This window comes from Pandoraea anhela (assembly GCF_902459655.1).
GTDB classification, from domain to species: domain Bacteria; phylum Pseudomonadota; class Gammaproteobacteria; order Burkholderiales; family Burkholderiaceae; genus Pandoraea; species Pandoraea anhela.
Map to the genome: position 1 here is coordinate 283,668 of NZ_CABPSB010000005.1, position 17,753 is coordinate 301,420.

18 protein-coding genes and 1 pseudogene are annotated in these 17,753 nt (G+C 64.2%); 7 read left to right on the forward strand and 12 right to left on the reverse strand.

The window, feature by feature from the left end:
* Window positions 1-162 precede the first annotated feature (162 nt).
* A complete protein-coding gene (locus PAN31108_RS10180) occupies window positions 163-1,065 on the forward strand; it encodes a ferritin-like domain-containing protein (protein ID WP_150668731.1) in 903 nt (300 codons plus the stop codon).
* A gap of 96 nt (window positions 1,066-1,161) precedes the next feature.
* Here the strand turns inward: PAN31108_RS10180 and PAN31108_RS10185 are convergent, their stop codons facing one another.
* The 7 genes and pseudogenes from PAN31108_RS10185 to PAN31108_RS10215 all read right to left on the reverse strand — a co-directional run bounded on the left by PAN31108_RS10185 (window position 1,162) and on the right by PAN31108_RS10215 (window position 7,640).
* Window positions 1,162-1,572: a DUF4148 domain-containing protein gene (locus PAN31108_RS10185; protein WP_150668732.1), complete on the reverse strand. Its 411-nt coding sequence runs from the start codon at window positions 1,570-1,572 to the stop codon at window positions 1,162-1,164.
* Between the two features lie 256 nt (window positions 1,573-1,828).
* A pseudogene (locus PAN31108_RS10190) lies at window positions 1,829-2,278 on the reverse strand (SRPBCC family protein); the annotation flags it as partial.
* Between the two features lie 19 nt (window positions 2,279-2,297).
* Window positions 2,298-2,654, reverse strand: a complete 357-nt coding sequence (locus PAN31108_RS10195) for an ArsR/SmtB family transcription factor (RefSeq protein ID WP_150668733.1) — start codon at window positions 2,652-2,654, stop codon at window positions 2,298-2,300.
* Between the two features lie 54 nt (window positions 2,655-2,708).
* On the reverse strand, window positions 2,709-3,620 hold the full coding sequence (locus PAN31108_RS10200; protein ID WP_150668734.1) for a bestrophin family protein: 912 nt from the start codon (window positions 3,618-3,620) through the stop codon (window positions 2,709-2,711).
* A gap of 218 nt (window positions 3,621-3,838) precedes the next feature.
* Window positions 3,839-4,768: a 3-hydroxyisobutyrate dehydrogenase gene (gene mmsB / locus PAN31108_RS10205; RefSeq protein WP_150668735.1), complete on the reverse strand. Its 930-nt coding sequence runs from the start codon at window positions 4,766-4,768 to the stop codon at window positions 3,839-3,841.
* A gap of 54 nt (window positions 4,769-4,822) precedes the next feature.
* Window positions 4,823-6,322: a CoA-acylating methylmalonate-semialdehyde dehydrogenase gene (locus PAN31108_RS10210; protein WP_150668736.1), complete on the reverse strand. Its 1,500-nt coding sequence runs from the start codon at window positions 6,320-6,322 to the stop codon at window positions 4,823-4,825.
* 79 nt (window positions 6,323-6,401) lie between these two features.
* Window positions 6,402-7,640, reverse strand: coding sequence for an ABC transporter substrate-binding protein (locus PAN31108_RS10215; RefSeq protein WP_174994916.1), 1,239 nt, complete (start codon window positions 7,638-7,640; stop codon window positions 6,402-6,404).
* Between the two features lie 182 nt (window positions 7,641-7,822).
* On the opposite strand from PAN31108_RS10215, the gene PAN31108_RS10220 reads away from it, so the two are divergent.
* The gene (locus PAN31108_RS10220) at window positions 7,823-8,812 is read left to right on the forward strand and encodes a LysR family transcriptional regulator (protein WP_150668737.1); all 990 of its coding nucleotides are present in this window, start codon (window positions 7,823-7,825) and stop codon (window positions 8,810-8,812) included.
* Between the two features lie 28 nt (window positions 8,813-8,840).
* Here PAN31108_RS10220 and PAN31108_RS10225 read toward each other — a convergent pair whose 3' ends face one another.
* On the reverse strand, window positions 8,841-9,821 hold the full coding sequence (locus PAN31108_RS10225) for a LysR family transcriptional regulator (RefSeq protein WP_150668738.1): 981 nt from the start codon (window positions 9,819-9,821) through the stop codon (window positions 8,841-8,843).
* Between the two features lie 98 nt (window positions 9,822-9,919).
* On the opposite strand from PAN31108_RS10225, the gene PAN31108_RS10230 reads away from it, so the two are divergent.
* Entirely contained in the window at window positions 9,920-11,146 is a 1,227-nt protein-coding gene (locus PAN31108_RS10230) for an MFS transporter (protein WP_150668739.1), read from the forward strand.
* Between the two features lie 123 nt (window positions 11,147-11,269).
* Here the strand turns inward: PAN31108_RS10230 and PAN31108_RS10235 are convergent, their stop codons facing one another.
* The 3 genes from PAN31108_RS10235 to PAN31108_RS10245 form a co-directional block, all read right to left on the reverse strand.
* Window positions 11,270-12,136: an arylamine N-acetyltransferase family protein gene (locus PAN31108_RS10235; RefSeq protein ID WP_150668740.1), complete on the reverse strand. Its 867-nt coding sequence runs from the start codon at window positions 12,134-12,136 to the stop codon at window positions 11,270-11,272.
* Between the two features lie 112 nt (window positions 12,137-12,248).
* On the reverse strand, window positions 12,249-12,782 hold the full coding sequence (locus tag PAN31108_RS10240) for a glyoxalase superfamily protein (RefSeq protein WP_150668741.1): 534 nt from the start codon (window positions 12,780-12,782) through the stop codon (window positions 12,249-12,251).
* A gap of 40 nt (window positions 12,783-12,822) precedes the next feature.
* The gene (locus PAN31108_RS10245) at window positions 12,823-13,146 is read right to left on the reverse strand and encodes a hypothetical protein (protein WP_150668742.1); all 324 of its coding nucleotides are present in this window, start codon (window positions 13,144-13,146) and stop codon (window positions 12,823-12,825) included.
* Between PAN31108_RS10245 and zapE the strand changes: the two genes are divergently transcribed.
* Window positions 13,145-14,209: a cell division protein ZapE gene (zapE, locus tag PAN31108_RS10250; RefSeq protein WP_150668743.1), complete on the forward strand. Its 1,065-nt coding sequence runs from the start codon at window positions 13,145-13,147 to the stop codon at window positions 14,207-14,209. The genes PAN31108_RS10245 and zapE overlap by 2 nt on opposite strands.
* Before the next feature lie 86 nt (window positions 14,210-14,295).
* Here zapE and PAN31108_RS10255 read toward each other — a convergent pair whose 3' ends face one another.
* Window positions 14,296-15,189, reverse strand: coding sequence for a LysR family transcriptional regulator (locus PAN31108_RS10255; protein WP_150668744.1), 894 nt, complete (start codon window positions 15,187-15,189; stop codon window positions 14,296-14,298).
* 109 nt (window positions 15,190-15,298) lie between these two features.
* Here PAN31108_RS10255 and PAN31108_RS10260 point away from each other — a divergent pair, with 109 nt between their 5' ends.
* From PAN31108_RS10260 to PAN31108_RS10270, 3 genes are all read left to right on the forward strand, one after another.
* The gene (locus PAN31108_RS10260) at window positions 15,299-16,075 is read left to right on the forward strand and encodes an NAD(P)H-dependent oxidoreductase (RefSeq protein WP_150668745.1); all 777 of its coding nucleotides are present in this window, start codon (window positions 15,299-15,301) and stop codon (window positions 16,073-16,075) included.
* Window positions 16,076-16,207: 132 nt separating this feature from the next.
* Window positions 16,208-16,834, forward strand: a complete 627-nt coding sequence (locus PAN31108_RS10265; protein ID WP_150668746.1) for a LysE family translocator — start codon at window positions 16,208-16,210, stop codon at window positions 16,832-16,834.
* A gap of 114 nt (window positions 16,835-16,948) precedes the next feature.
* Entirely contained in the window at window positions 16,949-17,563 is a 615-nt protein-coding gene (locus PAN31108_RS10270; protein ID WP_150668747.1) for a pyridoxamine 5'-phosphate oxidase family protein, read from the forward strand.
* The last annotated feature ends 190 nt before the right edge of the window (window positions 17,564-17,753 follow it).

The window sequence follows — 17,753 nt, forward strand, 5'->3', positions numbered from 1 at the left end:
CCACTGCCCGCCGGGCGGTGATGATGCCCGCCGCGCACCTGCTGCCGAACGCGCGCCGCCGACAGGGATCTTCCCCCCGTCTACACGACGCGTGCGTATCGCAAATGGTATGATTTTTGCCGACGCCGACATGACCCATACCGTATGCGATATCCCGACCAGATGTCCGAGACGTTAGCGGCAGCCGTGGCAGAGGCCGACCATGTCATGCGCCATTGGCAGTACGATGTCGATGGCCCCGTGAAAATTGGTTCGGACTCCCACAAACGCATGTTCTGCCGCATGCTGCTGGAGTCTCACAACCCCTACAAGCCGTCCGTCATCGAGTGGCCGACGTTGCCGCCCGACGCCCTCAAACGCCTGACTGCGCTGCCCATCTGGGACATTGCCGTGCAGACGGAGGGTCGCGCGTCCATTCGCGTCGCGACTTATGCGGCAACGGTTCAGGACCCGTTGCTGCGCGAAGCGCTCGTCATGGACGGCGACGAAGAGGCGCGACACAAAGTCGTGCTCTCCAAACTGGTGCAAGCCTACGGCATCGAACTCGCCGAGGAGCCGCCCTACCCGCCGCCCAAAGACGCCGAATGGGCGTGGATGAAAACGGGCTTCAGCGAGTGCATCGACAGTTTCGTCGCCTTCGGTCTGTTCCGCTCGGCGCAGCGCTCCGGCTATTTCCCTGAAGCGCTGGTCGAGACCTTCGAGCCGGTGATTCAGGAGGAAGCGCGTCACATCCTGTTCTTTGCGAACTGGGTCGCCTGGTACCGGCGAACGCTCCCGCGCTGGAAGCGCCCGTGGTTCTACGCGCGCGTGGCCGCCGTCTGGGTCACGCTGATCTGGGATCGCATGGCGATCGCACGCGGCATCGACACCGACGGCGTGGCGCGCGACGCGAACTTTCCCGCGACCGGCACCGCCGATATCGGCGAATCGCTCAAGCCACGCGATCTGATCCTGCTGTGTCTGGAGGAAGACGCGCGACGCATGGACGGTTACGACAAGCGTCTGCTGCGCCCGACATTCGTACCGAAGCTCGCCCGCATCGCACTGCGTTTCATGAAGGCGTGATGCAAGACGGCGTCATTGCCGGATCGCAACGACGAAAAAGCCGTCCCGGGCTTCACGCTCGGGACGGCTTTTTATCGTATGGCGGCAAGCCGACGATCAGCTGCCTTGGAACTCGTCCAGTTGACCGGCAGCGCGGGCGCGGGCCAGTTCCTGCCTGACGTCGGCACGCGACACCTTCGAGTCTTGCGCAACGGCGGCGACCGGGTAGTCGGTGTCGTTCTCGGCCAACAGGCCTTCGGCACGGGCCTGCGCCAGCTCCGTCGTCACTTCGGCGCGGGTCTTGCTCGCGCCCGAGGCCACATACACGGGGTAGGCGTTGTCGCCTTGCTGGATCAGACCGTTGGCACGGGCCTTCGCCAGATCGGCCAGCACTGCGGCACGCGTGGCCGGTTGACCTTGCGAAGCGACGTCGGGGTAGTTGTTACCGTTCTCGGCAGCGTTGCTGGCCACAGCACCCAGCGAGGCAACAGCGGCGATCAGGGCGATAGCGATGTTCTTGCGGTTCATGTTGATAACTCCTGTCTAGTTGCGACGACTTTGTTTTGCATTGCGCCGTCGATGGAAGGAAGTCTAGAACTCGCCCGTGCGATGAAAAACGCGATATTTGTCGAGGAACTATTGCGCGGTTTGATGGGAATCGAGCGCACCACATGGGTGCCGTCCGGCGCGTCATCAAAAATGAAAACGCCGCCCCCGTCGGCCTGAACCGACGATGAGCGGCGGACCGCAGCGTCACATCAGAGGAAACGCCGCGACGGGACGCTTAATCGGTCAGTGAGGCACCGAGGGCGTCGAGCAGGAAATTCGTGCCGTGCTCGCGTGCGCCGGCGTCGTCGTAACCGTCCAGAAACGCGCCCTGTTCGGTCATGACGAGATGCGTGCCGCCATCGCGCGCCCTGAGATCGATGGTGGCGAGCGATACCGAAATCTTGCGCGCATCGAGATGCATTTCGTAGGCGTAGACAAGACGGGTATCGGGCACGACGTCGTAGTAACGCGCATCGAAACTCGACACGACGCCGGTCGGCCACTTGCCTTTCGCCGTCTCGCGTCCGCCGGGACGCACGTCCATCGTGCGCTCGACGAGCGTGAGTCCTTCGCCACGCGCGAACCATCGGTCCTTGGCCTCGCGCTCCACCAGCGCACGGAACACACGCGCCGGCGACGCCGGGTACTGACGTTCGATACGAAAGGTCGCGTGTACGACGCTGCGCGGCGTGCCGGTCTCGGTTTCACTGACGGTCGTCATGAAGGTCTCCTTCGGGCGGCAGGCTGGCCAGATACTCGCCCAATCGGTCGAGATGACCCGCCCACTCGTGACGGCGCTGGTTGATCCATTGCTCGGCAAGGCTCAGCGCCTGAGGTTCGATCCGGCACGTGCGCACACGCCCGGCCTTTTCCGTTCGCACCAGCCCCGCGTTTTCCAACACGGACAGATGCTGCATGACCGCCTGCAACGACATCGACAGCGGTTGCGCAAGCGCACTCACCGATGCCGGTCCCTGCGCCAGACGCACGAGCATCGCCCGGCGAGAGGCGTCGGCCAATGCCTGGAAGGTCAGATCGAGGGTGTCGTCATGGTCAAGCATGTACTTGAGTATAGTCGCGACAAAAACTAAAGCAAGGACTTTAGTATCAAAGTATCAGGTAATGATGTGGTGCTCGCGAGCGCGCATCTGCGCCGTGTGCTGACGGTGGAGAATTTCACGCAGCGACTGCTCGATGGTCTCGGACATGGCGTCGAGCGCCAGATCGTTCGGCTCCAGCCCGAACGGCTCCTCGATCTCGGCGCTCACCGCTTCCAGCGCGAAGAACGTGTATGAGATGAAGGCCACGATCACCGGCGTCATGGGGCCGATGGAGTCGACCAGCCCGAACGGCAGCAACAGGCTGTAGAGATACGTCACCCGGTGCAGGATCACGCCATATGTAAAGGGGATCGGCGTTGTCGCAATGCGCTCGCAGCCTCCGATGGCCTCCCCCAGACGGTCCAGATGCATCTCCATGACCTGTGCCAGCGGCGCGTCGATCTGGGCGCGCATACGGCGCTCGCGCAGCCATTCGCCCGCCATCAGGAGGATCATGATCGGCTTGAACTGCTTGCGCGTGAGGCACGCCACGTCCTCCTTGTCGAGCAGACGCTCGAAGTCCGCGCGTGGGTCGGTGCCGCGCAACTGATGGCGCATGCCGTGTACGAAGGCGATCAGATAGGCGACGAAACGCGGCGAATCGGCGGTGTCCGAGACGAGCGTCATCGACTGACGCGACAGCGCGCGCGTCTCGTTGAGCACGCTGCCCCAGAGCATGCGCGCTTCCCAGTAGCGGGCGTAGCTCGTGGTGTTACGAAAACCGAGAAAGATCGCGAGCGTGATGCCGATCAGCGAGAACGGAATGAACGTGAGCGGAATCTTCCATTCGAAGATGCGCCCGTGCGCGAGCGTGACGGCAATCGAGATGATCGTGGTGAAAATGAGCTGCGGAGCGATCTTGGGCAAGATCGAGCCGCGCACGACGAATAGCATGCGCAGCCAATGCAGATTGGGGCGGACGATCATGATGACGAAGGCGCTCGCGAGCGCTGGGAAACCGGCTGCGGGGGTAGCCGTTGGGGCCGGATGATACGCCGATATTCGCGCCATTGAAACGGCTACGGCCCGCCCGGCGGACAAACTGCATCAAATCGTCGCGTCGCCTCATCGCCGGTAACGGAACAGCGGCAAGTCGATGGCACGACGCCCGCCGGGTGCGATCCGGCGGGCGTGAGGTCCGCCGCCTACTTCACATCCAGCGCCTGCGCGAGCGTCACCGGATCCTGGAAGATGCTCGAAAAGTCGAGTCCGCCATGACCGTTGGCACGATGCACTTCGAAGATCCGGCGCGCCAGATCGCCCAGCGGCGTGGCCACACCGCTCGACTGCGCCGCACCGTGCGCCAGCCGCAGGTCCTTGGCCATCAGGTCCGTGGCGAAGCCGCCGGTGTACCCGCGCGACGACGCCACATTCTCCATCACGCCGGGACAGGGGTTGTAGACCTCCAGCGTCCAGTTGCGCCCGGAGCTTTGCTGCATCACCGCCGACAGCACCTTCGGATCGAGTCCGTTGGCAATCCCCAGACGCAACGCCTCGCTCGTACCCGCCATCAGAATGCCGAGCAGCATGTTGTTGCACAGCTTGAGCGTCTGACCGGCGCCGAGCGGGCCGCCGTGATGAATCGCCCGCCCCATGTTGCCCAGCAGCGCACGCATGCGCTCGACCAGCGCTGCGTCGCCACCGACCATGAACGTCAGCGTGCCGGCCGCCGCGCCGGCCGTGCCGCCCGAGACCGGCGCGTCGAGCAACAACGTGCCCGGGCGGGCGATCCTGGCCAACTGGCGCGGGATCTCCGGCGGCACCGTGCTGCTGTCGATGAGCACGGCGTCCGGCGCCGCGTTGGCGAGCACGCCTTGCGGGCCGTCGTAAGCGGCGAGCACGTGTTCGCCCGCCGGCAGCATCGTGATGACCACCTGCGCCTCGCGCACGGCGTCGGCAATCGATGTCGCCGCCTTACCGCCCGCCGCCGCGAGCCGCGCCACCGCATCGCCGGACAAGTCGAAGCCGCGCACCGCGTGCCCGGCCTTCACGAGATTCGCCGCCATCGGCCCGCCCATATTGCCCAGGCCGATGAAAGCGACACGCAACGCCCCTTGTTGAGTTTCCGTAGCCATCTTCCGTCTCCGAAATGCGCAATCTGCCGTCATCTGTTGTGAGGGGGACGCGCGTTACTTCAGCGTGATTGTGGTGTTCACCCCCGCCGGGCCGGTGCCGCGCGCCTGCCAGCGGGCCGTGACGGTTTTCGTCTGCGTCCAGAAGAGAATCGCCTGTTTGCCGTTCGGCCCCAGATCGCCAAGCTTCGACGCGCGCGAGCCCGTGAAGCTGAACCATGCGACCGGCACCGGAATCGGCAGGTTGATGCCGACCTGTCCGACGTCGATTTCGTTCTGGAACTGACGCGCCGCGCCGCCGTCCTGCGTGAACAGCGCCACACCGTTACCGTTCGGATTCGCGTTGACGAAGGCAATCGCCTCATCGAGCGTGTCTGCCCCCGTCATGCACAACACCGGTCCGAAGATTTCGTCGCGATAGATCGACATGTCGGCCGTCACGCCGTCGAAGATGGTCGGGCCGACGAAGTTGCCTTCCGGCGCTTCCTTCACCGCATGACCGCGCCCGTCGAGCAGCAGCTTCGCGCCCTCTTCCACGCCGGCGCCGATGAGTTTTTCCACGCGTGCGCGCGCCTGCTTCGACACCAGCGGGCCGACATCCGCCTTGCGATCCGTGCCCGGGCCCACCTTGAGCGCACGTGCGCGCTGGACCAGTTCCGGCACCCACTCGCGGGCTTCCCCCACGAGCACCGCCACCGACGTCGCCATGCAGCGCTGCCCTGCCGCGCCGAAGGCGGCGCCGAGCAGATGGTTGATGGCTTGCTCGCGATCCGCATCGGGCAGGATCACACAGTGGTTTTTCGCGCCCATCATTGCCTGACAACGCTTGCCCGCCTCCGATGCGCGACGATAGATGTGCGTGCCGACGTGAGTCGAGCCGATGAACGACACGGCCTTGATATCCGGATGGTCGCAAATGGCGTTGGCAATCTCCGGGCCACCGTGCACGACGTTGAGGACGCCCGGGGGCAACCCCGCTTCGAGCGCGAGTTCCGCGAGCCGCAACGACGCGCTCGGATCCTGCTCCGACGGCTTGAGCACGAACGTATTGCCCGTGGCCACGGCGAGCGGGAACATGAAGCACGGCAGCATCACCGGGAAGTTGAACGCGGTAATGCCGGCGCACACACCGAGCGGTTCGATGAGCGTGTAGACGTCGACGCCACCGGCGGCATTCTGTGCATACTCCCCGAGTTGCAGCGACGCAATCGAACAGGCATGTTCGACGACTTCGAGGCCGCGTCCGACTTCGCCTTCGGCGTCGGGCAACGTCTTGCCGTGTTCGCGCGTAATCAGTTCGGCAAGCTCGCCGGTGTGATCGCGCAGCAATTGCTGAAAGCGCAGCATCACGCGCATGCGATTGGCTTGCGACGTGTTGCGCCACGACTTGTAGGCGGCCTTCGCCGACGCCACCGCCGCGTCGAGTTCTTCGGTCGTCGCAAACGGCACGCGCGCGACGACTTCCTGCGTTGCCGGGTTCACGACGTCACGCCACTGCGACGTCTTCGATTCAACACGCTTGCCGTCGATGAGCAACGGAATGGTAGGTAGGGACATGGCACGCTCTCCAGATCGAAACGAATACGGGTGAAAGCACTCGGATGAAAAAATGCGGATGGCAGAATGCGGGGCCGATTTACCTCGCCGCCGCGCTCGTCTTCACGAGCGAACAGGTCGATTTCGACAGCGGCTGGAAGGCTTCCGTCGCGGGGACGGTGGCCACTTTAGTGTAGTAATCCCACGGGCCTTTGGACTCGGCGGGCGACTTCACGCGGAACAGATACATGTCGTGAATCACGCGTCCGTCCGCGCGAATCGACGCGTTATGCATGATCGGATCGCGAATCGGCAATTCACGCATTTTTTGCGCAACGACCTTCGCGTCGACCGATTTCGCGGCGGCGACCGAGCGCAGGTAGTGCAGCACGCTGGAATACACGCCCGCCTGCACCATCGTCGGCTTCAGGTTCTTGTACTTCTTCTGGAAACGATCGGACCACTGGCGCGACGCGTCGTCGAAGTCCCAGTAGAAACCGTCGGTGAACAGCAGACCCTGCGAGGTATTCAGCCCGAGGGCGTGAACGTCCGACAGGAACACCAGCAGCGCCGCCAGCTTCTGCCCGCCTTGCACGATGCCGAACTCGCGCGCCTGCTTGAGCGCGTTGACGGTGTCTTGTCCGCCATTGGCAAGGGCCACGACTTGCGCCTTCGAGCTTTGCGCCTGCAACAGGAACGACGCGTAGTCGGACGCGTTGAGCGGGTGCCGCGACTGGCCGGCGACCGCGCCGCCGAGCGTCTTGACGATATCGGCGGCGTCTCTCTCCAGCGAGTGCCCGAAGGCATAGTCGACGGTGATGAAGTACCAGGATTTGCCGCCGTCGCCCACAACCGCGCGCGCCGTGGCCGCCGATTGCGAGTACGTGTCGAACATCCAGTGAAAGCCGGTGGGAGAGCAGTCTTCGTTCGTCAGGCGCGTGGTCGCGGGCCCGGAGAACAGCACCACGCGCTGCTTGTCCATCGCGAGTTTCTGCACGGCGAGCGCGGCGGCGGAATTGGTCAGATCGGCAATCGCATCGACGTTGTCGCGATCGAACCATTCGCGCGCCTTGTTGGCGGCGACATCGGCCTTGTTCTGGTTGTCGGCGGAGACCAACTGGATCTTCATGCCCTTGCATTGCGCAGCCAGACAGTCGTCGATGGCCATTTGGGCCGCCACGACCGACCCTGCGCCGCCCATGGCGGAATATGTCCCCGACATATCGGTGAGCACGCCCACCTTCACGGGACGCTCCGGCAATTGCGCAAACGCCCCGGTGCACGACAATCCCAAACCCGCGCCGAGTCCCAGCGCGAGCAGCCACGGCTTGATCTTCATTGCATTTGTCTCCTTGAGGTCTCGATCGATCGTTTGCCGATCGCCTTGTCTTATGTTCCTTGTCTTATGTTTTTTCCGCCGACGTCTATGCGCGGCGCTCATAAATTGTATTTGTGCGAATTTGCTTTACATAGCGCATCGCTGCATCTACTTTGTGCATAAATACACATAGGAGACGGCGCATGGCACGCACCGGCGCAGCACGTCCGACGGGACAGGCAGGCATTGCGGCCCGAAGTCCGGGCACGGAGCCCCGGCCCGACTGGGACGACCTTCGGTACTTTCTGGAAGTGGCGCGAACGCAGCGGGTCAGTGCTGCGGCGCAGCGTCTGGGGGTCGATCACACGACCGTTTCACGACGCGTGCGGGCGCTGGAGCAAGCGCTCGGCACGCTGCTGTTCGACAAATCGCGCAACGCGGGCTTCGCGCTCACGCCGGAGGGCCAGCAGTTGCTCGTTCACGCCGAGCAGATGGAGACGGCGCTGCAATCGGCCTGTGAGCAGGTCGCAGGTCTGGGGCAAACGCTCTCGGGCCACGTGCGCATCGGCTCGACCGAGGCGTTCGGCACCTATTTCGTCACGCCGGTGCTCTCACGCTTTCAACGCGAATACCCCGCCATCGATTTCGATGTGCTGCCGGTGCCGCGCTTCGTCAGTCTGTCCAAACGCGAGGCCGATCTGGCCATCACCATCGAGCGGCCGCAGCGCGGGCCGTATGTGTGCAGCAAGTTGTGCGACTACCGCTTGCAGCTTTACGCGACACCGGGCTATCTCGCCCAATACGGCGAGGTCAGCACCTTCGCCGATCTCGCCGGACGCCGCTTCATCAGCTATGTCGACGAACTCGCCTTCAGCAACGAACTACGCTATCTGGAAGACATCGTGCCCGGATGCAACGTGGTGCTGCGCAGCACGAGCGTGATTGCGCAGTATCAGGCGGCGTTACAGGGCGAGGCGCTGGCGATTCTGCCCTGCTTCATGGCGGCGCAGGACGCCCGGCTCGTGCCCCTGCTGGTCGACGATGTGCTCGTCACGCGCAGCTTCTGGATTTACTGCCACGAGGAATTGCGCACGCTCAAGCGTATTACGGTGCTGTGGGATTACCTGCGCGACGCCGCGCATCGCAACGACGCGCTGCTGCAAGGCAAAGCCGGTCGCCTGCAGTGGAAGTGACGCACGGACGCCGCCGACACGTGCCGCCTCACCGGATCTTGCGCTGCTCTTCGTCGATGACGGCGGGAATCGCGATGCGCATCGCCTCGACGAACCGGCGCAGACGCGCGGGGTAATACTTGGCGTATGGATAGATGATGTACATCGGCAACGCCGTCGAGCGCCATTGCGGCACCAACTGAATCAGACGCCCGCGCGAGATGTCTTCGGCCATCACCCACGCCGACGCGACACCCACCCCCAGCCCTCGCAATGCGGCGCTGCGCAATGCGAACAGGTTGTCGGTGCTCATGCGCGGGTCGAATGTGATGCGCGTCGATTCATGCGTCTGGCGATGCGTGAGCGTGAGTTCGGTCCGGTAGAAAGTGGTGAGGGCGAGCCACGGCAGCGTCGTCAGGTCCGACGGATGGTCCGGCATGGCGCGTGCGCGCAACAGCGCCGGGGATGCGACCACGATGCGCGGCACGTCGGTGAGCAGAATCGCCACGTTCGACGGATCCTGCAACTCCCCGACGTGAATCGCGCAATCGACGCCCTCGGCAATGAAGTCCGGCTCACGGTCCTGCAAGAACCAGTGCACTTTCATGCCCGTGTAGCGCGCCAGGAAATCGGCGAGCGGCCCGACCATCATGTCCTGCCCGAATGCATGCGGCACATGGACGCGCAACGTACCCTCGGGCTCGTCGCCCGTGCCCCGCAAATCGGCTTCGAACGCCTCCCAACTCGTCACAAGCTCCTTCGCCCTCGCAAAGCAGCGCTCGCCGTCTTCCGTCAGCTTCATGCGATGCGTGGAACGCTGGAGCAGTCGCAACCCCAGCGACCGCTCCAGCATTTGCAGACGTCGGCTCACCGTCGGTTGCGTGGTGCCGAGCAGCGCCGCAGCCGCCGAGAGGCTGCCGGACTCCACGATGCGCACGAAGGTCTGCATCAGCTCGACGCGGTCGGCGCCGGTCGCGCGGGCGAGCGATGCACCTGGCGTGGGATGGGGAGGGTCGAGGGGCTCTGTCATACGTCGCACGTATAAAGGTTGTACGGATTATAGGTCTACCGCTGCACCGCACCAAGCGAGACACTACGCCACGAACTTTCCTACTGGAGCCTCGCCTCATGCGTTCCGCACACCTTTCCCATCCGGCCACCCCGGCACGGCCTCAGCCGGAGCTGTCGGCCCGGTTGATCCTGCTGCTGGCCACGGGCACCGGCCTTACGGTCGCTTCGCTGTATTACGCACAGCCGATGCTCGGCATCATGACCGACGACATCCATGCGGCCAATACGACCGTCGGCTGGGTGCCGACGCTCACGCAACTCGGTTACGCGCTCGGCATTCTGCTGCTCGTGCCGATGGGCGACATCATCGACCGTCGTCGCATCGTGCTGATCAAGGGGGCGATTCTGACGCTCGCGCTGCTGCTCGCGGCGTTCTCGCCGGGCATCGGCACATTGCTGGTCGCCAGTCTCGCGATCGGTCTGACGGCGACCATGGCGCAGGACATCGTGCCGGCGGCCGCCACACTTGCTCCCGAATCGATCCGGGGACGAGTAGTGGGCACCGTCATGACCGGCCTGCTGCTGGGCATTCTGCTCTCGCGGGTGGTGTCGGGTTTCGTCGCGCAGCACTTTGGCTGGCGGGCGATGTACGTGGTTGCCGCCGTCAGTGTGGCGGGTTTCGGCGGGGTGGCGTGGCGCAGTCTGCCGTCGTTCCATCCGACGACGCAAATGACCTACCGCCAACTGATCGGGTCGGTCGCGAGTCTGTGGCGTCGGCATCCGGCATTGCGGCGAGCAGCGCTCGCACAAGGCTTGTTGTCGGTCGGCTTCAGCGCGTTCTGGTCGACGTTGGCCGTGATGCTGCACGAAGCCCCCTTCCATCTCGGCGCCGCGGCGGCTGGCGCCTTCGGCCTGGCGGGCGCGGCGGGGGCACTGGGTGCGCCGATTGCCGGGCGTATTGCGGACAAGAAGGGACCGCAGGTCGTAACACGTCTGGGTGCCGCGATGGTCGCCGTCTCGTTCGCGGCCATGCTGTTTGCCCCGATGCTGACCCCGCATGCGCAACTGTGGCTGATCGGTCTGGGCGCCATCGGTTTCGATCTGGGCGTGCAGGTCGCGCTGATTTCCCATCAAACCATCGTGTACGGAATCGAGCCTGCGGCGCGTAGCCGGTTGAATGCGGTGCTGTTCGTCTGCGTGTTCATCGGCATGTCGGTCGGCTCGGTGCTCGGCTCGCAGGCCCTGGCCCACTGGGGATGGACGGGCGTAGCCGCGCTCTCCACGCTGGCCGCACTCGGTGCGCTGGGTGTTCGGATGTGGCCGGGCACGACGTCAGCACACTGACCCACTGACCCACTGCTCCTCTATCGTGAGATTGCAAGCGCGATGGAGGGAAGCCAAAGGCACGCCGGGCCGTGCAGACAGTCCTTCGTCTGCGCGGCCCTTCCGCCTTCGATGCGGCAGCGCTCAGCGAACGACCGGCTTGGCGGCACCCGCAACCGCCCGCTCGAACAACTCGTCGGTATCCACGTCGGCGAGGTTGAGACCGAAACGCCCCGCCAGCACGTCGGCGAGTTGCGATGCGCAGGTCATCGGCGTCTGCGCCGTCACGTCGCCCTTCGGTCCGCGTTCGATGAGCGTCGTATCGAACAACGCCAGACGGCCCTGCGCTTGCGGCAGTAGCCGGCACGCCATCAGATGATGGGTGAAGATCGATTCGGGTGCGGTGGACGTGTACCAATTCGCGAGTTTGTAGTCGATCCACTCGGCGGGCCGGGGCGTGAAACGGTAGATCGGCAGCCAGGCCTGTGCGGATTTCACGCTCAGGCGGTATTCGATGATTGCGTCGTCATGGCCGGCGCGGATCGGCTCCAGATGAAAGATTTCGAGCGGCGTGGGTTGTTCTTGCGACGTCCCCAATCGCAACGGCGCGCTTAGTGTCACCGAGCCGAAGCCGACATCCACGAGCCAAGACTCGCCGTCGAGTTCGACGCGCAGCAGCATATGCGTGAGCGGTGCTTCGACGGTGAACGTGCGGCCCCACGCAACGCGCCCGATGAGCGGTGTGACGTTGAAACCCAGATGCGTCAGCGCGCTCGCGAACAACGTGTTCTGCTCGAAGCAATAGCCGCCGCGTCCGGCGTCCACCAGTTTGCCGACGACCGACGGCAGATCGACGTTGACCGGCTTTGCGCGAATCGGATCGAGGTTCTCGAAGGGAATCGCGAGCGGATGCAAAGCATGCACGGCACGCAGGACATCGCGTGTCGCTTCACGCGGGCCGGTGTAACCGATGCGCTGAAAATAGCGCGCCGGATCGAACGATGGGGACATACCGGACTTCCTCTATCGGGACGCGGACATTCGCGGACCCGCTAAGTTAGCGCATCCGCCGCCACCCTGTGCCATGTCCGGCGACGGCCGACGATTTTCCGACGCGACGCGATCAGTCGACCGATTCGCAGAAGCGGATATGGTTATTGAACGGATCCGTGACCGTCATCTGCTTGCCCCAGTCGAGCGCCTCGATGCCGGGGTTCATGTTCGGATAACGTTTGCCGGACAGTTCGCGCTGATACGCTTCGACACCGCGCATGAAGACGAACGTGGTCGCACCCGGGCTGGCATCGCCGAAATGACCGGACAGATGCAATGTCATGCCCGCGCGCGAGACCTGACAGTACAGCGGCATCCCGTCGGCGAAGCGGTGCTCCCAATCGAGTCGAAAGCCGAGGAAGTCGACGTAGAATTCGCGCGCCTTCGCCTCGTCGAAGATCCGGTGAATCGGCGCGACGGTGTCGAACACGATGCCGTCGGCCGCCGCAGAGGCAACCTTGGCAGCGAGCACGTTCCAGTCCGCGAAGCCGAATTGTGCAGCAACGGATTCGAGTGCCTGAGCGTGGGAGATGTCGATGCCCTCGCGCGCGAGACGTTCGCGCAGGGACTTCGCCATGATTTTGGCGTCGAGATAGGTTCGCATGTTGGCCATCCTTAATAGCGTTCAGTGGCGACGCATTCGATCAGTGCCCGCATTGCTGACGCGCGTCACCTGACGAACGGGACGGACATGCGCGACCTGCGATGCTTTCACCATTCCCCGACAGGGTGCGAGCGGCAGGCAGCATCGGCCTTCGCGGCATTTTAGCAGCAATCTGCGTACGTCCAAGGCGTCCAAAGTGACTAAAGCGCTCCAGGCGCGCAAGCTGTGCGATGCCGAAATGCGATAGCCGCGTGCGGAATTCCGCATTGGCCGGGATTGCGGCGCCCCGGTATAGTGGCGCTCGTTGGCCGGCAAGACGGCTTCGCAGGATGTCGGCTTCAGTTTTCCGGAGTTTTGCTTTCATGATCGACGCCGCGCGCATCACGCAAGCGCTGGCCGCGCGCCACATCACCCCCGACCTTCGTCAGCGAGACGCCATCGCCGCAATCTCGGGGCTCTCGGCGCACGCCACGTCGGGCGAGTCGCGTCCATCTCCCGACGGACCGACTCACGACGGCGTGTATTGCTACGGCCTGCCCGGGCGCGGCAAGAGTCTCGTCGTGGACGCCGCCTTCCACGTTGCCGTGGGCGAGAAACGCCGCGTGCACTTTCACGAATTCCTGCGCGACATTCATCGTCAGTGGGTGCGTGAGCCGACGTGCGACGATCGCCTTGCGGCGGTAGCGAATCGCTGGCTCGGCAGCGTGGCACTTGTGTGCTTCGACGAATTCCACGTCCACGATATTGCCGACGCCTTTCTCATCGGACGCTTCCTGGACATCGCCCTCGCGCGCGGCGTACGCCTGGTGCTGACGTCGAACTACGCGCCGCAACACCTGTTGCCCGATCCCGAGTATCACGCGCGTTTCGAGCCGACGATCACGCGCATCCTGCAACGCTTCGCCATCGTCCACTTCGACGGCGCGACCGACTACCGCATGGGTGGGGAGACGGCGGAGATGGCCCGGTGGATTGCGCCGCTCGACGCCGGGCGCGGCATCTTGCCGAGCCGCTATGCCGAGTTGGAAGGACGGCCGGCGTCCGGGCCGACCGGGGTGGTCATCGCGGGCCGCGCGCTGAACGCGCACAGCGCGGGCGATCGCGTGCTGTGGACGGACTTCAGTGCGTTATGCGTGGCGCATCGCTCCCATCTGGACTACCTCAGCCTGGCCGAGCAATGGCAGACGCTGATCGTCGACGACCTGCACGTCGAGCTATTGCGCCGCCCGGACACGCTGCAACGCTTCGTCTGGCTCATCGATATCTGCTACGACCGTCAGCGCACGTTGCTGATCGCGTCCGACGCCCCGCTCATTCCCGCGCTGGACGCGCTGAGCGACTGGCGCGATCTGTCGCGCACGATCAGCCGGCTGGCGGAAATGGGATCGCGTGACTACGAGCGCCGCACGCTGCGCCTTCCTTGCTGATCCTGCCTCATTGACCCTGCCTCATTGATCCTGCCTAACTGAGCGCCATCGCAACGCAGCGCAGCGGGACGCGACGCGATGCGACGTCAAACCACGCCCACGATACTCTGGCGCAACCAGCGATGCGCCGGATCGCGGTGCACGCGCTCGTGCCAGTACATGGAGATTTCGAAACCCGGAAGGTCGACGGGCGCCGGCGCGATCTGCAATGCGGGGTCGTCGCGCACAAGGCGCTCGGGGGCCATGGCGACAAGATCGGTGTTGGCCAGCGCCGAGCGCAGAAACAGAAAATGGGGCACCGAGAACACGACCCGACGCGACATGCCGAGCGCGGCGAGCGCGTCGTCCGTGCTCGCGTGAAAACCGCCGCCGTCCTGCGAGACGATCGCGTGGTCGAGTTCGCAGAACTGCCTGAGCGTGGGGCGTCGCCGGAACTTCGGATGCCCGCGCCGTCCGACCAGCACATAGCGCTCGGTAAACAGCGCCTTGCGATGCAGCCCTTGCGGGGCGTTTTCCGTCGTGTGGAAGATGACGTCGACAGCGCCCCGCTCTGCCTGCCGTTCGAGCCGCGACGGTTCGAGATCCAGCACGGCCAGACGTGTCTTCGGCGCCTGCGCCAGCAGTCGCTGAAGCAGCGGCAGCACGATGGTCGATTCGGTGTAATCGGTGGCGGCGATGCGCCAGGTCAGTTCGGCGTTCGCCGGGTCGAACGGCGCGGCGGGCGCCACTGCGCGGGAGAGCGATTCGAGCGCCTCGCGCAGCGGTTCTCGCAACGCCGCCGCACGCGCGGTCGCACGCATGCCGCGCGGCCCCGGCAACAGCAGCGGGTCATCGAGCAAATCCCTCAGCTTCGCCAAATGCACGCTCACCGCCGGTTGCGAGATGTGTAACCGCTCGGCGGCGCGCGTGACGTTCAACTCCGCGAGCAGCACGTCGAGGGTGACGAGCAGATTCAGATCGAGGCGTCGCAAATTAACCATCGTTATACCTGGCATATGAGGAATTCATTTCCAATATACCTTGCATACCCCTAATCTGCTTTCGAACCCCTCGAATCGAATGCGCCGAATGGCGATGGAGTTTTGGAAAATGAATGTCCTGATCGTTTACGCCCACCCGCAACCGCGCTCGCTCAACGGCGCGTTGCGCGACTTCACCGTGCAGCATCTGGAAGCGGCCGGTCATCACGTGCAAGTCTCGGACCTGTACGCAATGCAATGGAAGACCACCATCGACGCGCACGACGCGCCGCAACGCGACCCGAGCGAGCCGTTTCACGCGTCGCTCGACTCGAAGCGGGCGTTTCAGAGCGGCACGCAGCGCGCCGACATTGCCCGTGAGCAGGAAAAGCTGCGCTGGGCCGACACGGTGATTTTTCAGTTCCCGCTCTGGTGGTTCTCGATGCCGGCCATCATGAAAGGCTGGTTCGACCGCGTGTACGCTTTCGGCTTCGGGTATGGCGTGGGCGAGTATTCGGAGACACGCTGGGGCGACCGCTACGGCGAGGGCGCCCTGTCGGGCAAGCGCGCGATGCTGGTCGTCACGACCGGCGGCTGGGCCTCGCATTACAGCGCTCGCGGCATCAACGGCCCGATCGACGACGTGTTGTTCCCCATTCAGCACGGCATGCTGTTCTACCCCGGCTTCGACGTGCTGCCGCCTTTCGTCGCCTTCGGCACGTCGAGTGTCGATGCCGAGTCGTTCGGGAACATCACCCGCGCCCTCGGTGAGCGGCTCGATTCGCTCGCCACGGCAGCGCCGATTCCTTTTCGTCGTCAGAACTTCGGCGAATACGACATTCCGGCCCTGACGCTCAAAGACGAGATCGCGCCCGGAAAAACCGGGTATGCCGCGCACCTCGCCTGAGGGCGTCGGGAGAATCGGGAAACCCCTCGTCGCGGGCGTTGCCGCGACGTTTCCCGGGCGCGCTTGCTGCCGGTGACGGTATCTGCAAAACTGGCAGCTTCGCACCACTTCGCACCTCACCGGTATCTCGTCATGCACCTGTCCACACTCGCGATTTACGCCACCGCCGCACTCATCGGCGGGTTGATTCCCGGCCCCACGACGCTGCTCGCCCTCGCGAACGGCATCTCGGGCAACTGGCGCGTGGTGCTCGTGGGCATGTGCGGTGCGGCGCTCTCGGATGTGCTGGTCGTCGCGGCCGTGGGTGCGGGGCTCGGCGCCCTGCTTACGGCATCGGCGACATGGTTCGCGACCGTCAAATGGGTCGGCGTGGCGTATCTCGTCTGGCTGGCGATCCAACTGTGGCGCAGCCATCCGCAAGACTTGAGTCAGGTGCGCATCAAGTCGGATCTGAGCGCGCAACGCGTGTTTCTGCGCAGCTTCGGCGTCGCGCTGACCAACCCGAAGATTCTGCTGTTCTTCTCGGCGTTTCTGCCGCAGTTCGTGGATACGTCGATGCCGCTCGCCCCGCAGTATGCCGTGCTCGCCCTCGTGTCCGCCGCCGTGGACATTCTGGTGATGACGCTTTACGCGACCGGCGGCGTGCAAGCCGCTCGCCTGATGACGGCGCGCGGCCTGAAGCGACTGAACCGCGCGTGCGCGGTGGTGATGTTCTCGCTCGCGGGCGGTCTCGCGCTGTATCGCAAGACCGGCAACTGAACCGAAGCCGTCCGTCCCCGGCGCGACGAAGCGCCGGTCCGGCACGAACGGGCGAATTTGATCGCCGACGCATCGACGGCTCCCCCGGGGCGTCGGCATGGATGAGGGCACGACATGAATCACGACGTCACCCGCGTGGAACAGCTCGAAGCGCTTTACGGCGAGCCGGGCGAACGCGCGATCTGGAAGGAATTGACTTACCTCAACGAGGATTATCAGGCGTTCGTCAAAGCCTGTCCCTTCGTGGTGCTGGCGTCGGTCGGTGAGCAAGGCACGGATTGCTCGCCGAAGGGCGATCCCGCCGGATTCGTTCAGATTCTGGATGAACGTACGTTGGTGGTGCCGGACCGCCCCGGCAACAACCGTATCGACAATCTGCGCAACATCGTGACCGATCCGCGCGTGTCGCTGCTCTTCCTGATTCCCGGCGTGGGCGAGACGTTGCGCGTGAATGGCCGTGCGCGTATTTCCGTGGATCCGGCGTTGCTTTCACGGTTTGAAGTGAACGGCAGATTGCCGAAAACGGCCATCGTCGTATCCATCGATCGCGCATATTTCCATTGCGCAAAGGCGATCGTGCGCTCCCGCCTCTGGGATCGGGAAACGCAGATCGCACGTGAATGCCTGCCGAGCCCGGGGGCCATGCATCAACGCCTGAGCGGCGGTCCCTTCGACGGCGAAAGTTACGACCGCGATCTACCGAAGAACACACAGGCCGGTCTGTATTAAGAAGACCTAACCACCTGGCGACATGCGGTAAATGAATGGCCCGATGAAGCGCCGACCGGCTTCACGGGCCATTTTTTCGGCCCATGTTCGGTCGTTTCATCGGTCGTTTGATTGGCCTCATTTACCGTCGATTTTCCATCCTTTCACTTCATTTCATGAATTCGTCATGACGCCATCCAATACTTGGCCA

Bases quoted from the DNA above. Each gene is read 5' to 3' on its own strand.
- PAN31108_RS10180 (WP_150668731.1), top strand. From the start codon at position 163: ATGTCCGAGACGTTAGCGGCAGCCGTGGCAGAGGCCGACCATGTCATG.
- PAN31108_RS10185 (WP_150668732.1), bottom strand. From the start codon at position 1,572: ATGAACCGCAAGAACATCGCTATCGCCCTGATCGCCGCTGTTGCCTCG.
- PAN31108_RS10195 (WP_150668733.1), bottom strand. From the start codon at position 2,654: ATGCTTGACCATGACGACACCCTCGATCTGACCTTCCAGGCATTGGCC.
- PAN31108_RS10200 (WP_150668734.1), bottom strand. From the start codon at position 3,620: ATGATCGTCCGCCCCAATCTGCATTGGCTGCGCATGCTATTCGTCGTG.
- mmsB (WP_150668735.1), bottom strand. From the start codon at position 4,768: ATGGCTACGGAAACTCAACAAGGGGCGTTGCGTGTCGCTTTCATCGGC.
- PAN31108_RS10210 (WP_150668736.1), bottom strand. From the start codon at position 6,322: ATGTCCCTACCTACCATTCCGTTGCTCATCGACGGCAAGCGTGTTGAA.
- PAN31108_RS10215 (WP_174994916.1), bottom strand. From the start codon at position 7,640: ATGAAGATCAAGCCGTGGCTGCTCGCGCTGGGACTCGGCGCGGGTTTG.
- PAN31108_RS10220 (WP_150668737.1), top strand. From the start codon at position 7,823: ATGGCACGCACCGGCGCAGCACGTCCGACGGGACAGGCAGGCATTGCG.
- PAN31108_RS10225 (WP_150668738.1), bottom strand. From the start codon at position 9,821: ATGACAGAGCCCCTCGACCCTCCCCATCCCACGCCAGGTGCATCGCTC.
- PAN31108_RS10230 (WP_150668739.1), top strand. From the start codon at position 9,920: ATGCGTTCCGCACACCTTTCCCATCCGGCCACCCCGGCACGGCCTCAG.
- PAN31108_RS10235 (WP_150668740.1), bottom strand. From the start codon at position 12,136: ATGTCCCCATCGTTCGATCCGGCGCGCTATTTTCAGCGCATCGGTTAC.
- PAN31108_RS10240 (WP_150668741.1), bottom strand. From the start codon at position 12,782: ATGCGAACCTATCTCGACGCCAAAATCATGGCGAAGTCCCTGCGCGAA.
- zapE (WP_150668743.1), top strand. From the start codon at position 13,145: ATGATCGACGCCGCGCGCATCACGCAAGCGCTGGCCGCGCGCCACATC.
- PAN31108_RS10245 (WP_150668742.1), bottom strand. From the start codon at position 13,146: ATGAAAGCAAAACTCCGGAAAACTGAAGCCGACATCCTGCGAAGCCGT.
- PAN31108_RS10255 (WP_150668744.1), bottom strand. From the start codon at position 15,189: ATGGTTAATTTGCGACGCCTCGATCTGAATCTGCTCGTCACCCTCGAC.
- PAN31108_RS10260 (WP_150668745.1), top strand. From the start codon at position 15,299: ATGAATGTCCTGATCGTTTACGCCCACCCGCAACCGCGCTCGCTCAAC.
- PAN31108_RS10265 (WP_150668746.1), top strand. From the start codon at position 16,208: ATGCACCTGTCCACACTCGCGATTTACGCCACCGCCGCACTCATCGGC.
- PAN31108_RS10270 (WP_150668747.1), top strand. From the start codon at position 16,949: ATGAATCACGACGTCACCCGCGTGGAACAGCTCGAAGCGCTTTACGGC.